The organism is Litoribrevibacter albus, assembly GCF_030159995.1.
Classification (GTDB): domain Bacteria; phylum Pseudomonadota; class Gammaproteobacteria; order Pseudomonadales; family Litoribrevibacteraceae; genus Litoribrevibacter; species Litoribrevibacter albus.
On record NZ_BSNM01000003.1, the window covers coordinates 102829 to 124354 of the forward strand.

Here is a 21526-nt window from a genome sequence, read left to right on the forward strand (position 1 = left end):
GGTCTCTCCTGACAGGGCAATGGCAAGGAATGACAAGAGCAGACTTTTTGTTCTGGATAACATGCCTGGTGTCACTATAACAATAACACTAGGTGGAAAGATGTTTCAGCCCGTTAAACTTACGTTACTTGCAGCTGCGGTTGCATCACTTACAGCATGTGGTTCCAGTTCAGATTCTAAATCGAGCCATTCCGAATCAACCGTTTACGGTGACTTGCATGGCCTACAAGCAAGTGTTTCCGTTGATGCGTCAGAAAATCGGATTATGGTGGCAGGTCAAACGACTGCAATCATACAGGCGATGGACCCCAGTACGGTGCTGCCTGCGGGGGGCGTTGACCCTGCACTGTACATATTACCGAATCAGTCTCCGGCCACTGCCGCAGATAGCCAATGGCGTCCTGATGCCTTGCCTGATGTAAACGCTGCTGGCGCACCTTTAGAAGCGCAGGGCTTCTATGCATTGCATGGAGACACACGCAATAGCGATGAGGTTTTGTCTGCTGCGGCCCCTGAAACTCAGTTATCCTGGATCGCCGAGAAACATTTTTTTAGTTATGAAGGTGGGGTGTTTGACCGGAACAGTAATGTTTATGTGGTGCCTGTCGATCCGGTGGAGGATGTGTATTTGTCTTCTATCGATGGGGAAACGGGTGAGCGTCGTTGGTCTCTGCCTGGTAAGCGTATTGGGCAAGGAGGCGCGCCGCTGATCCTTCCTGCGAATGATGGCAGTGATGAGGACATCATCTATATCGGAAGTTATGAGTACATGACGGCCGTGACCAGTTCAGGCAAAGTGTTGTGGGATGTAAAAACCGGCCTCAAAGCACCTGCGGATGCTACTCAGATTTCTACCCATAACTACGGAATCAATTACCACCCTCAAACCAATAGCATGATCGCGGTCTATGCAGATGGCCATATCTCTGTACATGATCGGGATACAGGGTTAGTCAAAATTTCACCGTATTCGTTACCGGGAGCGGCGACACTCAATACCCAGTTTGAAACCGATTACTCAAAACTGGAGCCCTTTGTTCATAACGGGTTGAGTAAGTTAATGGAAGACACTCAAACCTTCTTTGACGTACTGACTATGGTGCTTGGCGGTGGCTATGAAGTGTCTAACTACTTCGGTATCGACCCAAGCTCAGGACGCATTTTAATTGGCGCAACCGCACCGGACGAAGCCGATGGCGAAGAAGATGGTTTCTCGGCATTGGGGGCTCTCTATGCATTAGATTTCAATGAAGACGGGAATTTGGAAATCCAATGGCGTCGTGATTTCGAAGGTGGAACGGCCGCTACTCCGACGCTGTCTTATGATGGTTCAGTGGTGTATACCGCTGACTCGGTGGATAAAATGCTGGCGATTGATGCTGAGACGGGGGATCTTATCTGGGAATACCAAACTGGCAGTGGTCAGGTGGTGGGTTCCATTGCAATTTCTCGGGAAGATAACGAAATCTTCTTATCTACCGCCATCGACATCATTAAAGTGAAAGACATGGGCAATTGTGCTGGTAACGGTACGGATTGTGATACGCCAGTATGGACTGCAAAGTTGGATGACGCCTTCAATACTTCTGTACTGAGCGAGGCAACGACCCAGGCTCACATGTATCAGAACGTGCTGAAACCAGCGATTGAAGGTTTCTACCAATCTGTGGGTACCCAAGGTTTTGAGTTTATGCCAATGGCAGGCAACATGGTGTTGGCGGGGATTACTGGCAACGGCGTAGTAGCTCAGGCGGGTTACGGATATCTAAGCCCACAAGGGAAGGTGATGCCGTTCCAGATTTCACAAGTGATTTTAGACCGTGAAACCGGTGATATTCGTTACAGTGCTCCGGGCATTGAAGAGAGTGTGTCGGTCATGGCAACGGCTCCTAACGGCGACCTGTACATGAGTAACTCGCCACTAAGACGCATATTGAATGTGGCGATGATTCGTGCGGTCGGTTTCAAAACCAATAATACGAGCCTGCAATACTTTGGGAATGAAGCACTGGGGGGCATTTCTCAATTCACCCAGAAACCAGGCAGTAAGATTCGTGTGGCTCAGGAAGCCGGCCAAGCGGCCATTCATCGAATTGATAACCTCATTGCTAAAGCAGGCACGGCCAGCGAGGCTGCTCGAAGTGCGGAAGTGGATCGTTTGTATGGCCTGATCGGGCAAATGATAGAAAGTGTGAATGCCGCCGCTTCGCTTTCCGAGATCACTGAGTCAGACGCAGCAACCATGTTAACAGCACTCGAAGACGCCAAAGCTTTGGGGTTAGCGGATCTTCCAACGATGAAAGCCAAACTGGAAGAATGGCAAGCACTACTTTAAGAACCTTTCATAGCTGATTATTCTCTTTATAAGACCAGTATCTTGTAAGTGTAATATTAGGCTTTACCGATCATGTTCTGCATGATCGGCTTTTTCTTTTTACAGGCTATAGGCTTTCCAGAAACTATCCACAAACTATTTTTAAGTTGCTATTAGGCTATCTCTGCTGAGTTTTCGGTATTCTGAGAGGAACCTTAATACGCGCCGTCGCTATAAATAAGTTCATAGCTGTGACTGTAGATTTCCAAAATGTTTCCGAATGGATCTTCCATATAAATCATGCGGTATGGTTTTTCCCCAGGGTAGTAGTAGCGAGGTTTCTCCATGCGTTTCTTACCACCGGCTTCAACGATTCGTTCTGCAAGCCCTTCAACATCCGGATCTTGAACACAGAAGTGAAAGATCCCGGTTTTCCAGTATTCAAAGTTGTTTTCCGGGTTTTCCTGATTCTGGAATTGAAATAACTCAACCCCGATTCTGTCGCCAGTAGACAGGTGTGCAATACGAAAACTCCCCCAGTTAGGTCCGAACACATCCGTACACATTTGTCCGATGGCGCTGTCATCCTCAGTGATGTCGGTAGGCTCCATAATCAAATACCAGCCTAATACCTTGGTGTAAAACTCAACGGCTTTATCGAGATCGGTGACGGAAATGCCGATGTGAGAGAAATTCCTTGGGTAAACATGATTCATAAGATGTTCTCCTCTGTTTAAGTTGTGGCCAGTTTACAAAGGTGGATTAAGTATGAGAAATTATCATTTATTATGTTTATGAGTACGTTTTGTAATGATTAATCCCGTCTGGTTAAGAAGCTTTTGTACCTTGGTAGAAGTAGGGAATTTCACTCGTACTGCAGATCGCCTTTTCATGACGCAATCAGGAGTGAGCCAGCACATTCGCAAACTCGAAGAGCAACTGGGTGTGCTGTTACTGCTCAGGGAAGGGAAGCACTTTACCCTTAGTGATGCCGGAGAACGCTTATACCGAGAAGGGCGGGAAGTCATTCTGACCTTATCTGAGCTGGAAGCGCATGTGAGAGAGGACTCGGCTTATGAAGGCGAGGTTCGGGTCATGTCGCCCGGAAGTGTTGGTTTGAAGCTCTATCCTCGTTTATTGGAACTTCAGAAACAGTATCCTAAGCTGGTCATTGATTATCGGTTTGGGCCTAACTCTGACGTGGAAACGTCCATTTCAGAATCTCGCGCTGATATCGGATTTATGAGTCGTCCCTCTACACTTGCAGACGTTTCCTGTGACCAAATTATGGAAGAACCTCTGTTGTTGATTACCCCAAGGGAGATAAAAACACCTACTTGGGAAACCCTGAATGTACTTGGCTTTATTGATCACCCGGACGGCGCTCATCATGCGTATCTACTGTTGAGTGAAAACTATTCTGAATTTCAGTACAGTGATCAATTTGAGAAAAAAGGTTTCTCAAATCAAATCAGTTTGATTCTTGAACCTGTTAGCCTAGGGCTGGGATTTACTGTCTTGCCCAGTTATGCGGTGGAGGCATTTCATAGTCCTCACTTAATCAGGGCTCATCACTTGGCAAATCCGGTCAGTGAGCCTTTGTATCTTGCCACACGAGCCAGAATCACACTGCCTAAAAGGGTTATGACTGTTTTAGAAGAAGCGAAACAATGGCTTGGCAACAGCCGTTGAAATTGCGATAAAAGATAGGAATAACACAACGAGTTGATTGGATATGGACATCCTAAAAGATATAGCTTCCTGCCGTGAAGTCATTAAAACAACTTCTGGCAAACGCTTAGCCCTTATTTATCATCTGAACATTAAGGATTCTGTGGGCTATGAATCTTGGCTAAAGGCAACCATGAATGGGGCTGGCGGTAAGCGGTTATTTCGAATCAAACCTGACCCGGTTGCCCGTGAAGGAATGCTGCTTGATGAGATCGTGATTGATGAGTTTACATCATACAAAGCCGCGTTTGACTGCCTTGAACATCATTGTGAGACTCTGGCGCAGGTTTGTGCTGAGTGCTCAATCCTATGTGTTGAGCCCGAACCGCCGGTTAGGTTCAAAATAGTCAGGGCGATCTCCGGAATCGTTCGATTGTTTAAGGGGGTGAACGAAAACAGAACCCCACCTGCAAGATGGAAAGCCGAAAACACTGCTGTTTGGCCGGATGAGCAACAGATGACCGTGGCACGAGCTCAAAATCCCGATGATCCTCTCTATGTCTATAACCTGAATAAATATAAGCCGATGGCTGATTACCAAGGTGCAGCTGAATCAGCTAAACCGATCTCTGGCGTGGAAGCTTATAACCGCTACGCAAAGATCGCTGGCTTCGAACTACTGCGACGAGGGGCTTACCCAGTCTACGGTGGAAAACCAATCTGCCTGATTAGTAGACAAGAAGATTGTATGTTGGCCGACAATTGGGATCACTTCGTGTTTGTTCGTTATCCTCAGCGTCGTAACCTTTTAGCCGTGATTGAAAGCGATGAATTTCATCAGGGAGAAGTTCATCGTGATGCCGGATTAGAGCGAGTTGCTATTTTCATGGCACAACATGCTGAATAAGTATCTTAATAAGAAAACTGCTGTGTCATATAAGGCTCTTAATCTATATGACGACAAAGAAATAAATGGAGGAAGTAATGACTAGGAAGTACACGTTTTTTGTTCATATGAACGCAACCAAAGAATGGCTGAGCATGAGCAGGGAAGAGCGAGGCCAGTATTTCGATAAAATACAATCAAATATCTTCTCAAACTACCCTAGTGTTTCTGTCCGTTTGTATGATGCTGAAGCATTTACAACCAAGTGCAGTGACATTGCTGTGTACGAAACAGAGAACATACAAGATTACTATTTTCTGATTGAAGCATTGCGTGATACTGAAATTTATACCGTCCCATACTTTGAAATCGTTGATATCTTTCCAGCAATAGAAGATGGGTTTGCTGAGTATGAATCGAGTGTTGGGACAAGTGCCTAAATTCCAACTATCTGATATGGCCTAGAGCCTGTTTATTGTGTGAGAATTATTAAAAATGGACATTCAAAAAGTAAGTCAGGACGACTTGGAATCAATTACTCATTTGGTTTTAGATGTCGCCAAAATTGATGTGTTTCCACACTTCAACGAAAAAGGTCAGGCGGAGTTTAAAACCCGTGTACTACCTGATCTTAATACCATCCTTACCGAACCAAACTACCTTTCGGTGAAAGCCGCTATCTCTGGTGAAATTGTAGGTGTTGCTGCGTTAAGAAACGCGGATTACCTCACGCATTTGTTTGTCTCGAAGTCGTGTCAGGGCAAAGGGATTGGCAAAGCTCTTCTTAATTATTTGGTGACTGAAACCAAGGCACAACAAGTGAGTCTTCGTTCGTCGATTAATGCGGTGAGCTTTTATGAATCATTGGGGTTTGAGTGCACAGCTGAAGAAGGTGATTACAATGGCATTCGGTTTGTACCGATGACATTAGACCTACAAAACTCTAGAAATATAAAAACAGGGTAATCAAGGATGTAGAAATGAAAATGCATAAGGGCTCATGTTTGTGCGGAAGTGTTGTATTTGAATTGGCAGGTGAATTCGACTCCTTCGTTCTTTGTCATTGTCAGCATTGCCAAAAAGACACGGGCTCTGCACATGCGGCCAATCTCTTTTCAACTTCTGGAACGCTTACTTGGTTAAAAGGCAGGGGCCTGGTTAAAACCTTTCAATTGCCAGAGACTCAGCATTCAAAAAGCTTCTGTCAAAACTGCGGTTCTTCCGTACCAACACATGCCGAAAAATTAGGTTTCGTGGTTGTGCCTGCGGGCTGTTTAGATACCCCGATAGCTAAGACTCCGAATGCAAAGATATTCATGAGAAGTCAGACAAAGTGGTCTAAGTGTTTGGAGAACGTACAGAGCTTTGAGGCGTTGCCAGAATAGGGAATCAACTTATAGGCTTTATTACTATTTAAAACCAAACTGGTTAGTATTCTATTTCCCTGAATTAAATACTGTACTTGTTCAAACATTGGATGTTTGACTCGATATTGAAGAATAAGGATGTTCTATGAAACTCGCACAGCCCACATTATTTATACCATGTCTGCTTTCTACCTTTTTCAGTTTTAGTTTGAGTGCTTCACCAATTTATCAGTGTAAAGGCCCGAATAATCGTACCGTATTTAGTGATCAGCCTTGTGAGGGCGAAGGTCAGGAAATTGAGGTTCGGGATTACAAAATCGGTGGGGCTGTTGGTCGGGATGCTGGTGGTCGAATGTATGAATCTGAAGGGCATTCGGATGATCTGAAAACTAGTGATGATTCTTACAAAAAAGAATCTTCTTGTGTATTTATAAGCTCTACTGAACTTAGACGTTTGAAAATTAGGCACAGTTTAAAAAAGGGCATGAAGAGCAAAGATGTCCGAGGTTCATGGGGCTCCCCTAGTGATATCAATAACTATTCTAAGGGTAGATCTCAGTGGGTTTATTATGTGACAGGGGGAGTTCGTTATGTATACCTTAAGGATGGATGTGTTACTTCATGGAGAACTGCTTTTGATAGGAAATAAAATAGGCCAGTAAAGATCTACTGGCCTTTGGTTGTACTTTACAGATTAGAGCAAATACCCACCTTCCACTTCGAGCACCGCATTACGCATCGCCAGTGATTGATCCGACAGTAAGAATTCAATCGCTCCTGCTTGATCATCGGCGGTTAACACTCTGCCGAGTGCAGTGCTGTTCATAGATTCAAACATGCCGTCTTGTTGTTCTTGAGTCATGCCTGCTTTGCCTTGAATCTCCGTGGCGGTAACGCCTGGACGTACTGAGTTGATTCTGATGCCTTGCGGCGCAAGTTCCAGGTTGGCAACGCGAACAATGGCTTCGAAGGCGGCTTTACTGGCGGAGTAAACGGCAGCATTTGGAAACCCTTTAGTGACAACAATGCTGGAAACAAACACGACACTGGCAGGGTTTTTCAGCACGGGCAGTAATTTCTGTAAGGTAAAGAACGGGCCTTTGGTGTTGATGTTCATAGTTAAATCAAAGGCGTCTTCGGATGTGTCTTTGAATGATTCAGGGTAGAAGACTCCGGCATTTAGAACGAGTCCGTCCAACTGGATGTTGTCTTTTTGCAGTGCAGTTGCCAATTGTTGTATTTGAGAAAAGTTAGCGCTGTCTGCAACGTAGCCAGCACAACCAAGTGCTTTTACCGTTTCATCAATTCTGCTTTGGTCACGACCTGTGATGATGACCTGATTGCCAGCGTTAATTAAGCGCTCAGCAACTGCCTGACCAATGCCTGCTGTTCCGCCTGTGATTAAGATTGTTTTTCCATTCATGCTGTTTCTCCTAAACAAATGCTTTTGTGCAACATGATTAAAAGATTATCAGCTTGATCTGTTCTCAATAAGATACCAATATAAACACTTAATGGTTCTGTAAAAGAAACAATGGCGAAAGTTTAAGGCTATTATTTGCATGTCATATTTAAACCTACCTCTACTTCATGTCTTTCATTTAGTGGCTGAGCGTGGCAGTTTTCAGGCGGCTGCCAATGAGTTGAAGTTACCGCGATCTTCAGTCAGTAAGAAGATTCGTCAGCTTGAAGAGTTTGTTGGGCAGCCCTTGTTACAACGTTCGACTCGTCATCTTCGTCTCACCGATGTTGGCCGAAGCTTGCTTCTGGGAACGGGGGATCTTCAGTCTGTGCTTTCAAATTTGGATGGCTTGATTGATGACATGCAGACGTCTCTAAAGGGTCGGGTAAAAATCAGCACCAGTATTCTTATGGGGCAGGGGTATCTCGTGCCTATGCTGAAGAAGTTTCGATGTTTATATCCTGATATTGAGCTTGAACTGAATCTTGATGACAGAACTGTGGATTTGATGGCTGAGAAGGTTGATATTGCAATTCGTATTGGTCAGCTGCCAGATTCCAGCCTGATCGCTCGTAACATTGGTAAGAAGAGCTGGGGCTGGTTTGCTTCTAAAGGCTACCTTGCGGAAAGAGGCGATCTTAATTCTCCCTATGATTTGGTTGATCATGACTGCTTGGTCTTTCGCTCGGAGATCTACTGGCCGTTTCAGGGGAGTGATGGTAATACAGAATCCATCGAGGTGACTCCCGCCATTAAAACTGATAGTTGTCGTGCCTTGGTGGATATGGCCTGTGAAGGCTTGGGCGTGATGATGATTGACCCTCAGTTTATCGTGAAAGAGTTGAATGCTGGGCAACTGGTTCCGGTGCTAACGGATTGGAAGCAGCCTGAAACTAGCCCGATTAATTTGGTGTGTGTGGGTGAGCGAACCAAGGCGGTTGAAGCGGTTTGGCAGTTTTTATTGGAGGAGTGGTCTGTCTGGCATTTAAGTGAGCGCTAGATGATCAAGAATATCATGATGATTTGAATTTTGAGGCTTGGTGCTGTTTTATTATCTTCACACTCGATCAGGATATTCGTATAGCATGACTTATTTGGTCAAAATTGAGTTTTTTGAAGTAGATGATCCTGGATGTTGCGTGAAATATCGCAGTGGTATTAGACCAACTATAAGCTATGAAAAAGGTATCTTATGGGACTGTTATATTGCTCTGATTGATGTTGAAGAGGCCACACCTAGGGAGTCGGTTGATGCAATTTTGTCATTCCTATCACCTCAAGAGCATGTTAGTAAAATCAAAAAAGGATTGGCTTTTGATTTATATGCTGGACCTTGGTTAATAGGCAAAGGTTACTTTTTGGAGTAATGGCCATTTGCTGTTCTATGCGTTTTTAGGTTCTTTTAATGCGTACTTTACATTATGAAAATCTCTACATTGGTGACTTACATGAAGTTAGTTTTGATCATCGATGGGTTTGTACAATTGATATAAATACTGAGCTACATGAGCAAGCTCCTGATTTATTTCTGTTTATTTCACTTTCTATTGCGATCGATGCGCTAATAGATGTATCTCATATTAAAGAAATAGAACCGGAAATGTGTTTGCTGGAACAGCGATTAGACACTATGCCATACATCGATAGCTCTTTGTGGTTTGTTAAAGATGAGCAAGAGGAAACGTTACAAGTTACTTGTCCTATTTTTAAAACGGCCAAAGGTATTATTCTGAAGTAAGCTCAATATGCCCAACCATCTCTCTATTCGCTCCTACAGTCGCCAACGCAGAGGTCATTCCCACGACTATCATCAGTTAGTGTTACCTTTGCGTGGCGTGATCAACATCGAAGTTGAAAACTACTGCGGTAAGGTGGCGCCGGGCGAGTGTGTGGTGATCCGAGCGGGGGAGATGCATCATTTCACTGCCAATGAAGAAGCGCGTTTTGTGGTGGCCGATTTATCGGATTTGCCTGAAAACTTGGTTCAGTCCGAATGTTTGGTATTTTCAATTACGCCGCCTTTGATCAGTTACCTTAATTTCATTGAGAAGCAGTTAGAGCATCAAGTAAATCCAGAGCTTGAACATGCGATGTTCAATACCTTTGTAATCTTGTTGGGTGAACAAGGCATGTTCAAACAGCTAGATCATAGAATACGTGCAGTGTTGGAATATGTGCTGGATCACCTTGCCGATAAGCTGGTGATTGATGAGTTGGCTAAGGTGGCTTGTCTTAGTCCGACCCAGTTCAAGAAACTGTTCAGAGAGCAGGTAGGTTTGACAGTCTTGCAGTACATCACTAACGAGCGGATGGAAAAGGCCAAAGCCTTGTTGATGCACACCGATTACCCCATACAGCTGGTGGCTGAACAGGTAGGTTATGAAGATCTTTCGGCATTTGGCCGACGCTTCTCGAATCATTTCGGCTTGTCACCCAGAGAATTTTCCCGTTAATCAAAACGCCTTTTTAAACGATAAAAGCGTCCTTTCTGCATAATTTATAATTTCGTTCGTCGTACACTGACTTCCTGATAATTAAATACCTAAAGGGAAGTGTATGTCGTCTCTCTCTTACTCAAATTCTCATGCGTGGCAGGGCATTCTTGCTATTGTGATTGCTTGTTTCTTTTGGGGAACAACGGGGACAGCGGCCAGCTTTACGCCAGATGTGAGCCCATTGGCTATCGGAGCCTTTGCTATGGGCGGAGGTGCGGTATTGCTTGTTCTATTTGCTTTACGGGAACTTCATGACGATCTGCCTGTGTTAAGAATTTCTTATCGGTTGATGTTGATTGGAGGGCTTGGCGTAGCGATCTATCCGTTGACTTTTTATAGCTCCATGCGTCTGTCTGGTGTTGCTGTAGGTACGGTAGTTTCGATCGCCAGTGCACCTTTCTTTACTGTATTGTTGGAGAGTCTGATCAGCAAGAAAGCTGTTTCAAAACAATGGCTGGTTAGTTTTGTTATTGGGGCCGTGGGGATAACTTTTCTGACACTCGGAAAAGATGTACCTAAAACAAACTCGACGGTGGTTTCTTTGCATTATTTGGGCGTTATCTTGGGGTTGGTTGCTGGGCTAAGTTATGCCCTTTACTCATGGGCGGCTAAGGGGATGATCGAGCAGGGTGTTCATTCTAAATCTGCAATGGCCAGTATGTTTGGATTGGCGGCTGCTGTGTTACTGCCGTCGTTATTGATCACTGGTGAAAACTTGTTTTCGACATCGACCAATTTGGGGGTGGCGGTGTACATGGCGGTGGTACCCATGTTCTTAGGGTATGTGTTATTTGGCTATGGGCTTAAATTTATCTCGGCCAGTCAGGCGACGTTAATTACGCTGTTAGAACCCGCCATTGCGACGTTAATGGCAGTGGTTGTTGTGGGGGAGCGTATTAATTCCATTGGTTGGTTTGGTATGGGTTTGATAGTCTTGTGCTTATTCATGCAAATGCCTAAACCAGCTCGTCAGATTAAAATGCAAGCCGCTGGTTAGCCTATAAGCTATAGAGAGATATTGTTTGTAAAGTACATGACGAATGCATGTTTTAGAGTATGTTTTAGTGCATGCCTCAGTGTCTGTGGTTAAAGAATTTAAAGATAAGGATGCCGATAATGGAAAGCCCGTTAGTGACTACCGAATGGTTAGCCAATCATGTGGATCAACCCGACCTGTTTCTATTGGATGTCAGCGTCGATAATGTGGTGGGTAAGGAGCCGATTGTTTACGAAGAACTGATCATCATTCCAGGCAGTTACAAAGTCAGTATTGATCATGAGTTATCGGATACAGAAACGGCTGGCATTCATGTGTTTCCCAAGGTGAAACAGATTCAGCAAGTTGCTCAAAAGTTAGGTCTTACGCCAAAGAGTATGATCGTATTGTACGATGACCAGGGCATTTATTCTGCGCCACGTGCCTGGTGGATCTTTAAGTCGTATGGGTTTGAAAGGGTATTTATTCTTGATGGTGGTTTGCCGAAGTGGCAAGCAGAAGGCCGAGCGACGGCTGCAAATCATCTTGAGCCGAACAGCCAATCTGGTGACTCAACCTATGAGCGAAACCCTGTAGCGGTTAAATCGTCGAAGGATGTGCTTTCTAATATAGACAGTGAAGAATCAACGGTAATTGATGTTCGTGCTGAGGCTCGCTTTTACGGGAAGGCACCTGAGCCAAGACCGGGCGTGCGGAGCGGTCATATTCCTAAATCCTGTAATCTACCCTTCATGAATGTTTTAACGTCGGATGGTCTGACCTTTAAATCGGTGGATGAGTTAAAGGCGTTGTTTGACGCTCAAAACTTCTCTCAGAATGCGTCTTTTATCTTCTCATGTGGGTCGGGGATGACGGCTTGCATAATGCTGGTTGCAGCCATTGTTGCGGGTTATCAAAACGTCAGCTTGTATGATGGATCTTGGGCAGAATGGGGCGCGGATGCGTCATTGCCTATTGAGCTTTAAAAAGACAGAGAGAAATCTCTCATAAAAGGATTAAACATGGATGTAATTATTCTAGGTGGCGGTGTTGCAGGTGTTAGCACGGCCATTGCGTTGAAACAAAATGGATTTAACGTGCGCGTGTTTGAACGACATAAGGTGGCTTCAACCATTGGTGCGGGAGTTGTTATCTGGCCCAATGCGGCCTATGTGCTTGAACAACTGGGTGTTTTAAACCAGATTGAAGAGGTATCCGGCAGACCAAAGGCGATGCGACGCGTTTCTTCTACGGGTGAGCCTCTGGGCGCTATGAATCTTGAGCTGATTAACTCCCAAATGGGCTATGAAAGTTTCTCTATTCTTCGACGAGACCTACAAGAAGTTCTGATTAGTAAGCTGGAATCGCTGGGTGTTGAGATCGAATACGGGAAGTCCGTAGTGGATATTTGCAACTCAGGAGTAGATAAGGCAACGGTGTGCTTGGTTGATCCAACTGGAGTTAAAGAGAGCGTTTCTGCTGATGTAATTATCGGTGCAGAGGGGCGGATGGCCTCGCAAACCCGTACTTATGTGTTAGGCGATAATCAACCTGTTTACCAAGGTTTTATCAATTGGATTGGGGTTTATGAATCCAATAGTTCTGAACTAGATACTCCGCTATTTGATTCATCAATCCTTGACTATTGGGGCGTCGGCGAGCGGTTTGGTATTGTGCCTGTTGGGCCTAATAAGGCCTATTGGGCAGGCGGAATTGCAAGTAAAGATATCGGTACACGTAATCCAGAGCATTACAAAGACGAGTTAACTTCAATCTTTTCTGAATGGCCTGAACCGGTAAGAAAAGTGATCGAGGGAACACCAGTCTCCCGTATTAATAAAGTCTATGTTCACGATCATGATCCCGCTGAAAAGTGGCACAAAAATAACGTCATCATGATTGGGGATGCAGCGCATGCCCCCTTACCGACATCCGGCCAAGGCGCCTGTCAGGCATTGGAAGATGCTATCTATTTAGCTCAGTGTTTACGTGATCATCAGCACGACATATCAAGTGCCTTTGAGCAGTTTACGGCCTCTAGATTCCAGAAAACCACAAGCATCATTATGGCTGCACGTGGCTTAGCCTCGTCACTGTTCAACCCAGACCCTCAGTTCTGCCACGCAAGAAACGAAAGCAGTAAACAATCGGATTTCACAGCTGCTGCGCGAGGGATGGCCCAACTTTGGGGGCAAGGATTACCTCTTACCGTGAATTAACTCAAATATAGCCTGTTGATAAAGTAATTAATAATCCATTCTTGAAAGTATAGGTCTGTGCCGATAGGATGTCGGAGCGGTGCTTACAGGCACGACTTCATTCGTAGGCGAACCCAAGCCTACAGAGCTTCAAACTCCAGCTACCAAGAGAGTTTTTATGGATTACGTTAAAAGCAAAGACATTATTCAATGGATTGATGATGAAAATAAGGCGGCCATTTCAGAAGTCAGTCACAACGTACTGTATTCTTGTCTGTATGAGCTTCACGATAGTAAAGATTACCAACGAGTAGAGTTTCTTCGAAAGCATGAATACATTACGGATTCAGCTCTGCTCTCTCTGCTGAAAGAAGCATTTACCTCCTTTTATGATGACCAATCTAACCATCCGCTGCTTGATATCCTAGAGCGCTACGGACCCGACAGCACCGCCAAGATCGACAACGACTTGGATATTCTGTACCTATGCCACAATACCTTTCTTCCAACACTGAAACGGTTAGATGCCATTGGTATTGAAATCGACTATGAACAGTTCTTGTCTATTTCTTGTGAGTCCGGTGAAAAGTTTGAGCTGGATATCTTCAATTATGCGTTGGATGTCGGTAAAAACTTTTCTCAAGAATGTTTGGTGAAAACCGCGCATGGTGTTTTAGATCGACTGGATGATCTATCTTCAGACGATGCTGACACCAGCGAATGGGTCAAAGCCTTTAACCGTTTAGTTGACGCAGGTCTAGATGTTAATGGCGAATTAGATGGCGCAGACCTAGAAACCCTGGCTGAACTGGCGCTGGTGAGTTATCCAGAATTCTTTAATTTGATTCTTGAAAATGGATTGAGCCAGGAGCGATTGAATAGCTTCGATTGGCAGGAACTTATTAACGATTTCGGTCTTAAAGAACTGGCTATTGAACATCTGAAAACGCTGGAAGCCAAAGGGTTCTCTCTGCCTAAAGATGATATCGAATCTTTGTTAGAGAAACACGGGTAGGGAAATTGGTCGAAGCGACTCTGTTCTGCCTCTAGGTAATGTACTCAGAGGCTATGTTTATTCCCCCTATCTAAGTCAAGGGGGAATTCATGGTAAGTCTTAAGCGTCCACCTGTATTAGACCTTCTTCCTGAGGCACCTCTCTGAAATGACCTTTAAGGTCATAGTCTTTGCTCCAAAGGCGGATTTTGTCTGCCTTATCTACACCGATATTAAACATGAAGGTGTGTTTCTTACCTGTATTGGCAGGAATAGTAAATTCGGATTGGCGACGGCTACGATCCGACTGTTCTTGTGAATAGCCTTCACTGTCGATCAACAAAACGATGCGGTGATCGTCCATGTTTGCTATGCGAACCGGTTTTGTTTCCTGGTTTTTAAAACCAAGAGTGACATGAGTGTTTGATTCTTCGCCAAACACTTCAATGACTTCAACTTTAACGTACTGTTCAAGCTCTTCTACATTGGTTACGGTGACGGCTCCGTCGACCCCTTCGGCATCTTTGCGACCTTCATCTACACCGTCGTTGAGTCCTTTCAACATGTCTTTACCAAATGAAATTGCGTTTTTAGTGGCTTCACTGATCATTTCTTTGGCATCTGCATAAGTGGCGTTAGACATACCTAGTATGCATAGCAAGGTTAGAGCTCTGATCATGACTATTCCTTGTGTTCTGTAAGTGCTTTTTTGTTGATTCGTGAGTTTCCCATAAATGGTGTGAATGACCAAGAGAATGGATTACGAAATTGGGACGCATTGCTGCTTTAATAGTAGTCGTGCTTATAATGGGCAGCTATATATACATACTTTCTATGTTCTGAGGTCTATCTTATGCCAGCACCTAATGTGAAAGAGAACGATCGAATCGTTTTATTTGATGGCGTGTGTAAGCTGTGTTCTGGTTGGGCTCGGTTTTTGATCAAGTACGATAAAAAGCGAGTCATCAAACTCACTACTGTTCAGTCACAAGCGGGTCAGAAAATTTTAGATTGGCACGGCCTGCCTCTCGATCACTTTGAGACCATGATTTATCTCGAAGGCGATAAAATATACACGCAGTCCGACGCGTTTTTCAAAGTTGTGGCTCAGCTGCCAATGCCTTGGCCTTTACTCAGCGTTTTCCGAATTATCCCGCCGTTTATTCGAAATTGGCTGTATGATCGAATTGCCTTGAATCGTTATTCACTGTTTGGAAAGTACGATACCTGCCTTCTTCCAACCAAGGATCATGAGTCGAGATTTCTTACTGACGATTAATCATCCGATTAATCGCAGATAGCATTTCAGCTTCCATAAAACTGCTAGTCTCAAAGCATCACTTTTACAAATCATTCCTTAATGTATGAGGCTTTTGTGATGCCTAAATTCCGAATTGAAAAAGACAGTATGGGCGAGTTGGAAGTGCCGAAAAAGGCGCTTTATGCAGCCCAAACCCAGCGGGCTGTGAATAACTTTCCTGTGAGTGGTCAACCCATGCCTGAGGCGTTTATCCGTGCCTTATTACTCGCGAAATATGCCGCAGCGAAAGCCAATGGCCAGTTAGGGCTGATACCAAAGAAGATGGCGAAAGCCATATGTAAATCAGTAGACGATTTGCTGGCCGGAAACTTCATGCAGCACTTTCCGGTGGATGTCTTCCAAACAGGCTCCGGCACCAGCTCCAATATGAACGCCAATGAAGTATTGGCAACTCTAGCTTCAGAACGTTATGGGAAACCTGTTGGTGCGAATGATCATATTAATTATGGTCAGAGCAGTAATGACATTATCCCATCCTCTATTCATATCAGCGCGGCGATTCAGCTGGAGAAAAAATTGTTGCCCGCGTTAGGGTATCTGGAAACAGGTATTCGCAAAAAAGCGAAGGAAGTGGATCAGTTTGTAAAGACTGGCCGAACCCACTTGATGGATGCCATGCCGGTTCGTTTGAGCCAAAGTTTAATGGCATGGGCGGATCAGTTGGAGCTGAACATTCAGCAGCTACAAAAGATTCAACCTGATCTCCAAAGTTTGGCACAGGGTGGAACAGCGGTAGGTACCGGGATTAATGCGGACCCTGAGTTTGCGGCGGCGTTCAATCATGCCTTGTCTGAGAAAACAGGCATTCCTTTTACACCCGCAAAGAATTTCTTCACCCATATCAGTTGCCAAGATACTGCGGTGTCCTTGTCTGGGCAGTTAAAGACGACAGCGGTGATCATTATGAAGATGTCGAATGATCTGCGTTGGATGAATTCAGGGCCCTTGTCGGGTTTGGGTGAGATTGAGCTGGAAGCCTTGCAACCGGGGTCGTCGATTATGCCGGGTAAGGTAAATCCGGTCATTCCGGAAGCTGCAGCCATGGTGGCCGCAAAAGTGATGGGCAATGACACGACTGTCACGATTGCTGGTCAGTCTGGTAATTTTGAGTTGAACGTGATGTTGCCATTGATTGCCAGTTGCTTGTTGGAAAGCATTGAACTTCTCAGTAATATCAGCCGCCTATTGGCGGACAAAGCCATTGCAACTTTTGTGGTGAAGGAAGAGAAGCTGAAGGAAGCCTTGTCGAGGAATCCGATTCTGGTGACGGCGTTGAACCCGATTATTGGATATCAAAAAGCCGCTGAAATTGCGAAGTTAGCTTATAAAGAAGGTCGCCCAATTATTGATGTGGCGGCGGAACATACCGATCTGTCGAAGAAAGAACTGAAGGCGTTGCTTGACCCTGTCAAACTAACGAAAGGTGGTGTTCAACATCAGTGATGGCTCACTGCTTCACTCTCTATTTTCAACGATCATTTCACTGGGATTAAGGTACTCTTTTGTTTGAACTGAAAACGCTGAGTTTGTTTCTGATTACGGCGGTGGCCGAAATTCTTGGATGTTATTTGCCGTACCTCTGGTTGCGGGAAGGGAAGTCTGCGTGGTTGCTCGTTCCCGGAATGCTCAGCCTAATGTTGTTTGCTTGGTTGTTATCGCTTCATCCTACGGCTTCGGGCAGAGTTTATGCGGCGTATGGTGGAGTGTATATTTTTGTCGCCGTGCTGTGGCTGTGGTGGGTTGATGGAATCAGGCCCACCACATGGGATTTGATTGGCTCTAGTGTGGCGCTACTGGGAATGGCGATCATTATGTTCGCACCACGCGGGAGTTAACCGTTATTGATTTACTTTGCCTGGCAGTGATAAATCCCCCGAGGCCACATCAAACACATCCACCACACACAGAAGAGGGGAATGAGCACTTTGATTCACCCTCAATCCTGAGGTCACGCCATCAAAGTTGGCAAGCTTTACGTCCTGAATCTTATCGAAGTTTACTTTCACTTCGACGGTATCATCGTTGAATTCCGGGCTTAGATCCGGGCTATCAATCAGGATTGGTAAGCCAGGCCAGGTATTTGGAAGCCTAGGTTGTACGTCTTCTGGAATATCAACGACGCCTAAAGCACCTTGTCCACATGCTTCATTGGGTTGTAATACCACCCAATGGCTATGCCAGACATTCCCATCATTGCCATTAATACCGTCGCCGTTTTCATCGTAAAGCGGGGTATCGTCAAAGTCTGGGTGGCTGGTCACCGCTAACGCCAAAATACCTGCGTCGTGTTCAAAACCTACGGAATAACTGTCTAGTGAGGTTGGCCATACGTAGGAAAATACATCACTTCCCGCCAGCTTTCCTGTTGGGGTTGGTTTCACGCTGCCTGCTTTGTCAGATACTGCAATGTGGAAGGTCGCTTCATTGCCTTTGGTTGAAATTTTAGTATGAACGATGTCGAACGAGGCGTTCTTGGCATTGTTCTTTTCTGCTTGTATTCCGCCGGAATGAGCTGAGGCGGTGCCAACCACTCCTAACATTACTGAGGTTACAAGCGCTTTCTTTACTGTGGTAATTTTTTCATTAGTACATTTTGAAGTAGAAAACTTTGAAGTGTTCATAATGGTCTCCTTAATATGGTATCGACTCGATACTTAATTCAGGGTAATCCCATTTTATTGTGCTTGTCAATAAAGTATTGAGTCGATACTATGCGTGTATGACTATAGAGAATCTTCATCAGTTGCTAGAGCGAATTGGCAACCTCATCAGAAATGAATCCAGGCTGGGCTTAATGGAGCACGGTCTGCAGCCAGTGCAGTTTGATGCTTTGTATTATTTGTCGGTGTGTAATCGATTCTCGGATACACCCAAAGGCGTGACTGAATATCTTGGCTTAACCAAAGGCACTGTTTCCCAATCCATTAAAGTGCTGGAAGCCAAAGGCTTTGTTGAAAAACGGGCGGACCTGGGGGACAAGCGAATCACTCATTTAGTGATCACCTCGAAAGGTCGAGCGATGGTGGCTGATTTATTCCCCGCAACCGTCCTTAAACATCTAACGGATGACTCTGAGTCTTATGCTGAATTTAAAGACGCTGGCCTAGATCTTGAGCTTTTGGAAGAGCAACTTAAAACCCTTCTGTCCCTGATTCAGCAGCAAAATCAACGCAAAACCTTTGGTCAGTGTGCGACCTGTACTCATCTGAGACATAACCCCGATGGCAGCCATTTTTGTGGTTTAACGCAAGAGCTTTTATCTCATCAGGACACACAACTGATTTGTATCGAGCATAGCTGATGGGTATTAAGTATTCTTGATAGGTTGTGTTTGAAGAATTAACACATACCATCAGATTGTTATCCCTGCAGCTTAATCCTATATTGGTTCTTTATAGAGTTCATCCAAAGCAAGGACGTAGCGTATGACAAAGGTGTATCGAGGCAGTTGCTTGTGTGGTCATGTGGTGTTTGACGCACGAGGTTTTAGCAAACAAGCCGCACATTGCCATTGCTCAATGTGTCGTAAATTTCATGGTGCGGCCTTTGGTACCTTGGTCAGTGTTTCTTACATCAAATGGTTATCAGGGCTGACATTTCTGCACGATTACGTGGCTCCGAATGGGACTATTCGTACCTTTTGCAAAGAGTGTGGTTCAAGCATTGGATTTAGAGGTAAAGGCGAGCCACTCGATCACATAGAGATCGCCATCGCCACCTTTGATGAAGACATACCTGTTGAAATCGATGCGCATATCTATACCAAATACAAAGCTTGTTGGTATGGCATTTCGGATAATATTCCTCAATACAGTGAAGGTCGTGGAGACTAAGTCGTTGTGTGTCCTATTTGGTTTTTCATGTTAGGCTCCCAAAAAATCAAAATACATCCAGCATTGGATAAAAGGACAGATGAGATATTCGTTATTTTTGTTGGTTTTTCTTTCTTCATTCGTTTCCGCTGAAATCTATAAATGGGTGGATGAAAAAGGGCGGGTTCACTTTGGTGATTCGCCTAAGCAAAACGTCAAAGCAGAGAAAGTCTCTGTGCGTGTTAACTCTTACAAGAATGTCACTGTCGAAACGAATGATCTGTTTTTTCAGGATGCAGGGCCTACCGCAAAGAAGGTGGTGATGTATTCCACCAGTTGGTGTGGTTACTGTAAAAAGGCCAAGCGCTATTTTCAGAAGCAACAAATCAGTTTTGTGGAATACGATATTGAAGAAGACCTTGGTGCGAAACAACGGTTCGATGCGTTAGGTGGTCGGGGTGTGCCGCTGATTCTGGTAGGTAAACAGAAAATGAGTGGCTTTGATCAGGCTCGTTTCGATCGGATGATGAAGTCGTTGTAGGTTGACGGGATCTTAGTCGATCGTCATAACTTTCTGTCTCAAGAGAAGGATCTCAAATGAATAGAAGTCAGGATGTCCTTAAGTTTTACTTCGTACATATCATCGTTGCTGTAATCACGTTGGCCTGTTTTTTAATGAATGGTCCAATGAGAGGCGGTTTGCCTCTCGATACTACTCTCGCTGAACGAATAGTCTTCATCGCGGATAATCAGTTTCTCTGGTCTGTTTCTTGGTGTGTCTGGATGGCATCGGCGCTGGGGCTTTTTGTCTTTTGTACTATTCTCGCTGATGAACTGAAACCATCATTTTTAAGAGTCCTAGGTCTAGCTATCGTTGCTATGGGCATTGCGCCTGATTTAATCGCAGAGGTGATCTATGCCTTTGTCATGCCCAAATTAATTACCCAAGGTCTAGATCAAAGCCTAATTCAGATGCTGGAAGTTTTGGCGACTCATCTGACCGGTTATCTCGGAAATGGTTTGTATAATATCGGAGGCATGATACTAACGCTGGTAGCGATTCGACAACGCGTTGTTGTTTCATGGGTAGCTGCTTGGGGTGTTCTATCCTGGACATTAGGCATCTTGCTCTCTATTGCTGTGGCCTTGGGGTCTATGAAAGGTGCTGAGTTCTTCACTGCAACCAGCATGGTCCTTAGTACTTTGTGGATGTTAGTGTTTGCTTATAAGGTTCTTCGCAGGTGATAGAGTATTCCTTGCTTAAGTTAGTACACTTGGGCGCCTTGGTTTTTTGGTTAGGTCCGCCCTTTGGCGCTTGGCTGGTGTTAAAGTTTGTGGCGCCTCTATCGACATATACTGATCCCGTGGCCGCCAAAGTGAGTCGAGTCTTTTACTGGACGATCATTCTGGAACATATAGCCTTTGCGGTTCTATTGATAACGGGTTTTACTCTGGCTCTGAAATACGGTTTGATGGGCGCTCAGTGGTTAGATCAGAAGTTATTAATTGTCTTCCTGTTGGTGATTCCTCTTGAAATCATAGATGTCTGTTTAGGGAACTGGATTGCTGCCAGGGCTTCCAAAAAACTCTATGGAGGTCAGACAGTAACTTCCTGGGAACGTAAGGGATTAGAAATCTACCACGGGTTGTTTACCAAAGTCGCATTGGCCATTATTCCCCTCGCTGTACTCGGCATAATGTATTTGGCAATCAGTAAGAGCACTCTGGATACTTTATTTTGATCAGCGATAAAATATCCTCTCCATAACATTTCGATGTATTTATATTTGTATTTTTAGCTAGGTAGCCCATGAAAAAGATTCTTTTGTTCGGTTTGTTCGCTTCTACAGTATTAATGAATGGCTGTTCTCCTGAGGTCGGGAGTAAGGCCTGGTGTGAGCTAATGGATGAAACGCCAAAAGGGGATTGGTCTATGAACGAAGCGACAGACTATGCCAAGCACTGTATTTTCAGATCGGATGAAGAGAAATAAGCGTCTACAATCACTCTTCAAGATCACAACGGATCTTC

General features: G+C 44.7%; 28 protein-coding genes. 24 read left to right on the top strand and 4 right to left on the bottom strand.

All coding sequences use genetic code 11. The annotated features are described in order from the left end of the window. Positions 1-100: 100 nt before the first annotated feature. The gene (locus QQL66_RS02215) at positions 101-2335 is read left to right on the top strand and encodes an outer membrane protein assembly factor BamB family protein (RefSeq protein ID WP_284378261.1); all 2235 of its coding nucleotides are present in this window, start codon (positions 101-103) and stop codon (positions 2333-2335) included. Between the two features lie 194 nt (positions 2336-2529). On the opposite strand, the gene QQL66_RS02220 is transcribed toward QQL66_RS02215, so the two are convergent. Beyond that, on the bottom strand, positions 2530-3030 hold the full coding sequence (locus tag QQL66_RS02220; protein WP_284378263.1) for a lactoylglutathione lyase family protein: 501 nt from the start codon (positions 3028-3030) through the stop codon (positions 2530-2532). Between the two features lie 94 nt (positions 3031-3124). On the opposite strand from QQL66_RS02220, the gene QQL66_RS02225 reads away from it, so the two are divergent. The 6 genes from QQL66_RS02225 to QQL66_RS02250 all read left to right on the top strand — a co-directional run bounded on the left by QQL66_RS02225 (position 3125) and on the right by QQL66_RS02250 (position 6887). Then, positions 3125-4006 carry a LysR family transcriptional regulator gene (locus tag QQL66_RS02225; protein ID WP_284378267.1) on the top strand — a complete coding sequence of 294 codons (882 nt, stop codon included), beginning with the start codon at positions 3125-3127 and terminating at the stop codon, positions 4004-4006. A 43-nt stretch (positions 4007-4049) separates the two neighbouring features. Next, the gene (locus QQL66_RS02230; protein ID WP_284378269.1) at positions 4050-4892 is read left to right on the top strand and encodes a Dimeric alpha-beta barrel; all 843 of its coding nucleotides are present in this window, start codon (positions 4050-4052) and stop codon (positions 4890-4892) included. 77 nt (positions 4893-4969) lie between these two features. After that, positions 4970-5311 carry a darcynin family protein gene (locus tag QQL66_RS02235; protein ID WP_284378272.1) on the top strand — a complete coding sequence of 114 codons (342 nt, stop codon included), beginning with the start codon at positions 4970-4972 and terminating at the stop codon, positions 5309-5311. 55 nt (positions 5312-5366) lie between these two features. Then, positions 5367-5837 carry a GNAT family N-acetyltransferase gene (locus QQL66_RS02240; RefSeq protein WP_284378274.1) on the top strand — a complete coding sequence of 157 codons (471 nt, stop codon included), beginning with the start codon at positions 5367-5369 and terminating at the stop codon, positions 5835-5837. Positions 5838-5851: 14 nt separating this feature from the next. Next, positions 5852-6256 carry a GFA family protein gene (locus tag QQL66_RS02245; RefSeq protein ID WP_284378276.1) on the top strand — a complete coding sequence of 135 codons (405 nt, stop codon included), beginning with the start codon at positions 5852-5854 and terminating at the stop codon, positions 6254-6256. Positions 6257-6383: 127 nt separating this feature from the next. After that, complete coding sequence (locus QQL66_RS02250; protein ID WP_284378277.1) at positions 6384-6887, top strand: DUF4124 domain-containing protein; 504 nt, start codon at positions 6384-6386, stop codon at positions 6885-6887. 45 nt (positions 6888-6932) lie between these two features. Here the strand turns inward: QQL66_RS02250 and QQL66_RS02255 are convergent, their stop codons facing one another. Further along, positions 6933-7661, bottom strand: coding sequence for an SDR family NAD(P)-dependent oxidoreductase (locus tag QQL66_RS02255; protein WP_284378279.1), 729 nt, complete (start codon positions 7659-7661; stop codon positions 6933-6935). 139 nt (positions 7662-7800) lie between these two features. Here QQL66_RS02255 and QQL66_RS02260 point away from each other — a divergent pair, with 139 nt between their 5' ends. The 8 genes from QQL66_RS02260 (at position 7801) to QQL66_RS02295 (ending at position 14384) form a co-directional block, all read left to right on the top strand. Next, on the top strand, positions 7801-8700 hold the full coding sequence (locus QQL66_RS02260; protein WP_284378281.1) for a LysR family transcriptional regulator: 900 nt from the start codon (positions 7801-7803) through the stop codon (positions 8698-8700). Between the two features lie 85 nt (positions 8701-8785). After that, positions 8786-9067, top strand: coding sequence for a hypothetical protein (locus QQL66_RS02265; RefSeq protein WP_284378283.1), 282 nt, complete (start codon positions 8786-8788; stop codon positions 9065-9067). Positions 9068-9105: 38 nt separating this feature from the next. Beyond that, entirely contained in the window at positions 9106-9438 is a 333-nt protein-coding gene (locus tag QQL66_RS02270) for a hypothetical protein (RefSeq protein WP_284378286.1), read from the top strand. 7 nt (positions 9439-9445) lie between these two features. Then, positions 9446-10153 carry a helix-turn-helix domain-containing protein gene (locus QQL66_RS02275; protein ID WP_284378289.1) on the top strand — a complete coding sequence of 236 codons (708 nt, stop codon included), beginning with the start codon at positions 9446-9448 and terminating at the stop codon, positions 10151-10153. 103 nt (positions 10154-10256) lie between these two features. Continuing rightward, a complete protein-coding gene (locus tag QQL66_RS02280; protein WP_284378291.1) occupies positions 10257-11192 on the top strand; it encodes a DMT family transporter in 936 nt (311 codons plus the stop codon). Between the two features lie 119 nt (positions 11193-11311). Further along, the gene (locus QQL66_RS02285) at positions 11312-12157 is read left to right on the top strand and encodes a sulfurtransferase (RefSeq protein WP_284378292.1); all 846 of its coding nucleotides are present in this window, start codon (positions 11312-11314) and stop codon (positions 12155-12157) included. Positions 12158-12193: 36 nt separating this feature from the next. After that, positions 12194-13390, top strand: coding sequence for an FAD-dependent oxidoreductase (locus QQL66_RS02290; RefSeq protein WP_284378294.1), 1197 nt, complete (start codon positions 12194-12196; stop codon positions 13388-13390). Positions 13391-13547: 157 nt separating this feature from the next. Then, positions 13548-14384, top strand: coding sequence for a hypothetical protein (locus QQL66_RS02295; RefSeq protein ID WP_284378297.1), 837 nt, complete (start codon positions 13548-13550; stop codon positions 14382-14384). Between the two features lie 99 nt (positions 14385-14483). Here the strand turns inward: QQL66_RS02295 and QQL66_RS02300 are convergent, their stop codons facing one another. Next, positions 14484-15041: a hypothetical protein gene (locus QQL66_RS02300; protein WP_284378299.1), complete on the bottom strand. Its 558-nt coding sequence runs from the start codon at positions 15039-15041 to the stop codon at positions 14484-14486. A gap of 174 nt (positions 15042-15215) precedes the next feature. Here QQL66_RS02300 and QQL66_RS02305 point away from each other — a divergent pair, with 174 nt between their 5' ends. The 3 genes from QQL66_RS02305 (at position 15216) to QQL66_RS02315 (ending at position 17518) form a co-directional block, all read left to right on the top strand. Then, positions 15216-15641, top strand: coding sequence for a thiol-disulfide oxidoreductase DCC family protein (locus tag QQL66_RS02305; RefSeq protein ID WP_284378300.1), 426 nt, complete (start codon positions 15216-15218; stop codon positions 15639-15641). Between the two features lie 99 nt (positions 15642-15740). Then, positions 15741-17126, top strand: coding sequence for a class II fumarate hydratase (locus QQL66_RS02310; protein WP_284378301.1), 1386 nt, complete (start codon positions 15741-15743; stop codon positions 17124-17126). A 59-nt stretch (positions 17127-17185) separates the two neighbouring features. After that, a complete protein-coding gene (locus QQL66_RS02315) occupies positions 17186-17518 on the top strand; it encodes a YnfA family protein (RefSeq protein WP_284378302.1) in 333 nt (110 codons plus the stop codon). A gap of 3 nt (positions 17519-17521) precedes the next feature. Here the strand turns inward: QQL66_RS02315 and QQL66_RS02320 are convergent, their stop codons facing one another. Then, entirely contained in the window at positions 17522-18304 is a 783-nt protein-coding gene (locus QQL66_RS02320) for a hypothetical protein (protein WP_284378303.1), read from the bottom strand. Positions 18305-18402: 98 nt separating this feature from the next. Here QQL66_RS02320 and QQL66_RS02325 point away from each other — a divergent pair, with 98 nt between their 5' ends. The 6 genes from QQL66_RS02325 to QQL66_RS02350 all read left to right on the top strand — a co-directional run bounded on the left by QQL66_RS02325 (position 18403) and on the right by QQL66_RS02350 (position 21488). Further along, complete coding sequence (locus QQL66_RS02325; RefSeq protein WP_284378304.1) at positions 18403-18984, top strand: MarR family winged helix-turn-helix transcriptional regulator; 582 nt, start codon at positions 18403-18405, stop codon at positions 18982-18984. Between the two features lie 124 nt (positions 18985-19108). Next, complete coding sequence (locus QQL66_RS02330; RefSeq protein ID WP_284378307.1) at positions 19109-19516, top strand: GFA family protein; 408 nt, start codon at positions 19109-19111, stop codon at positions 19514-19516. A 79-nt stretch (positions 19517-19595) separates the two neighbouring features. After that, the gene (locus QQL66_RS02335) at positions 19596-20036 is read left to right on the top strand and encodes a glutaredoxin domain-containing protein (protein WP_284378308.1); all 441 of its coding nucleotides are present in this window, start codon (positions 19596-19598) and stop codon (positions 20034-20036) included. A gap of 56 nt (positions 20037-20092) precedes the next feature. Next, the gene (locus tag QQL66_RS02340; RefSeq protein WP_284378310.1) at positions 20093-20740 is read left to right on the top strand and encodes a hypothetical protein; all 648 of its coding nucleotides are present in this window, start codon (positions 20093-20095) and stop codon (positions 20738-20740) included. Positions 20741-20751: 11 nt separating this feature from the next. Continuing rightward, positions 20752-21237 (top strand): hypothetical protein, encoded by a 486-nt coding sequence (locus QQL66_RS02345; protein ID WP_284378313.1) that lies wholly within the window; start codon positions 20752-20754, stop codon positions 21235-21237. A gap of 68 nt (positions 21238-21305) precedes the next feature. Then, on the top strand, positions 21306-21488 hold the full coding sequence (locus QQL66_RS02350; protein ID WP_284378316.1) for a DUF3012 domain-containing protein: 183 nt from the start codon (positions 21306-21308) through the stop codon (positions 21486-21488). Positions 21489-21526: the final 38 nt, after the last annotated feature.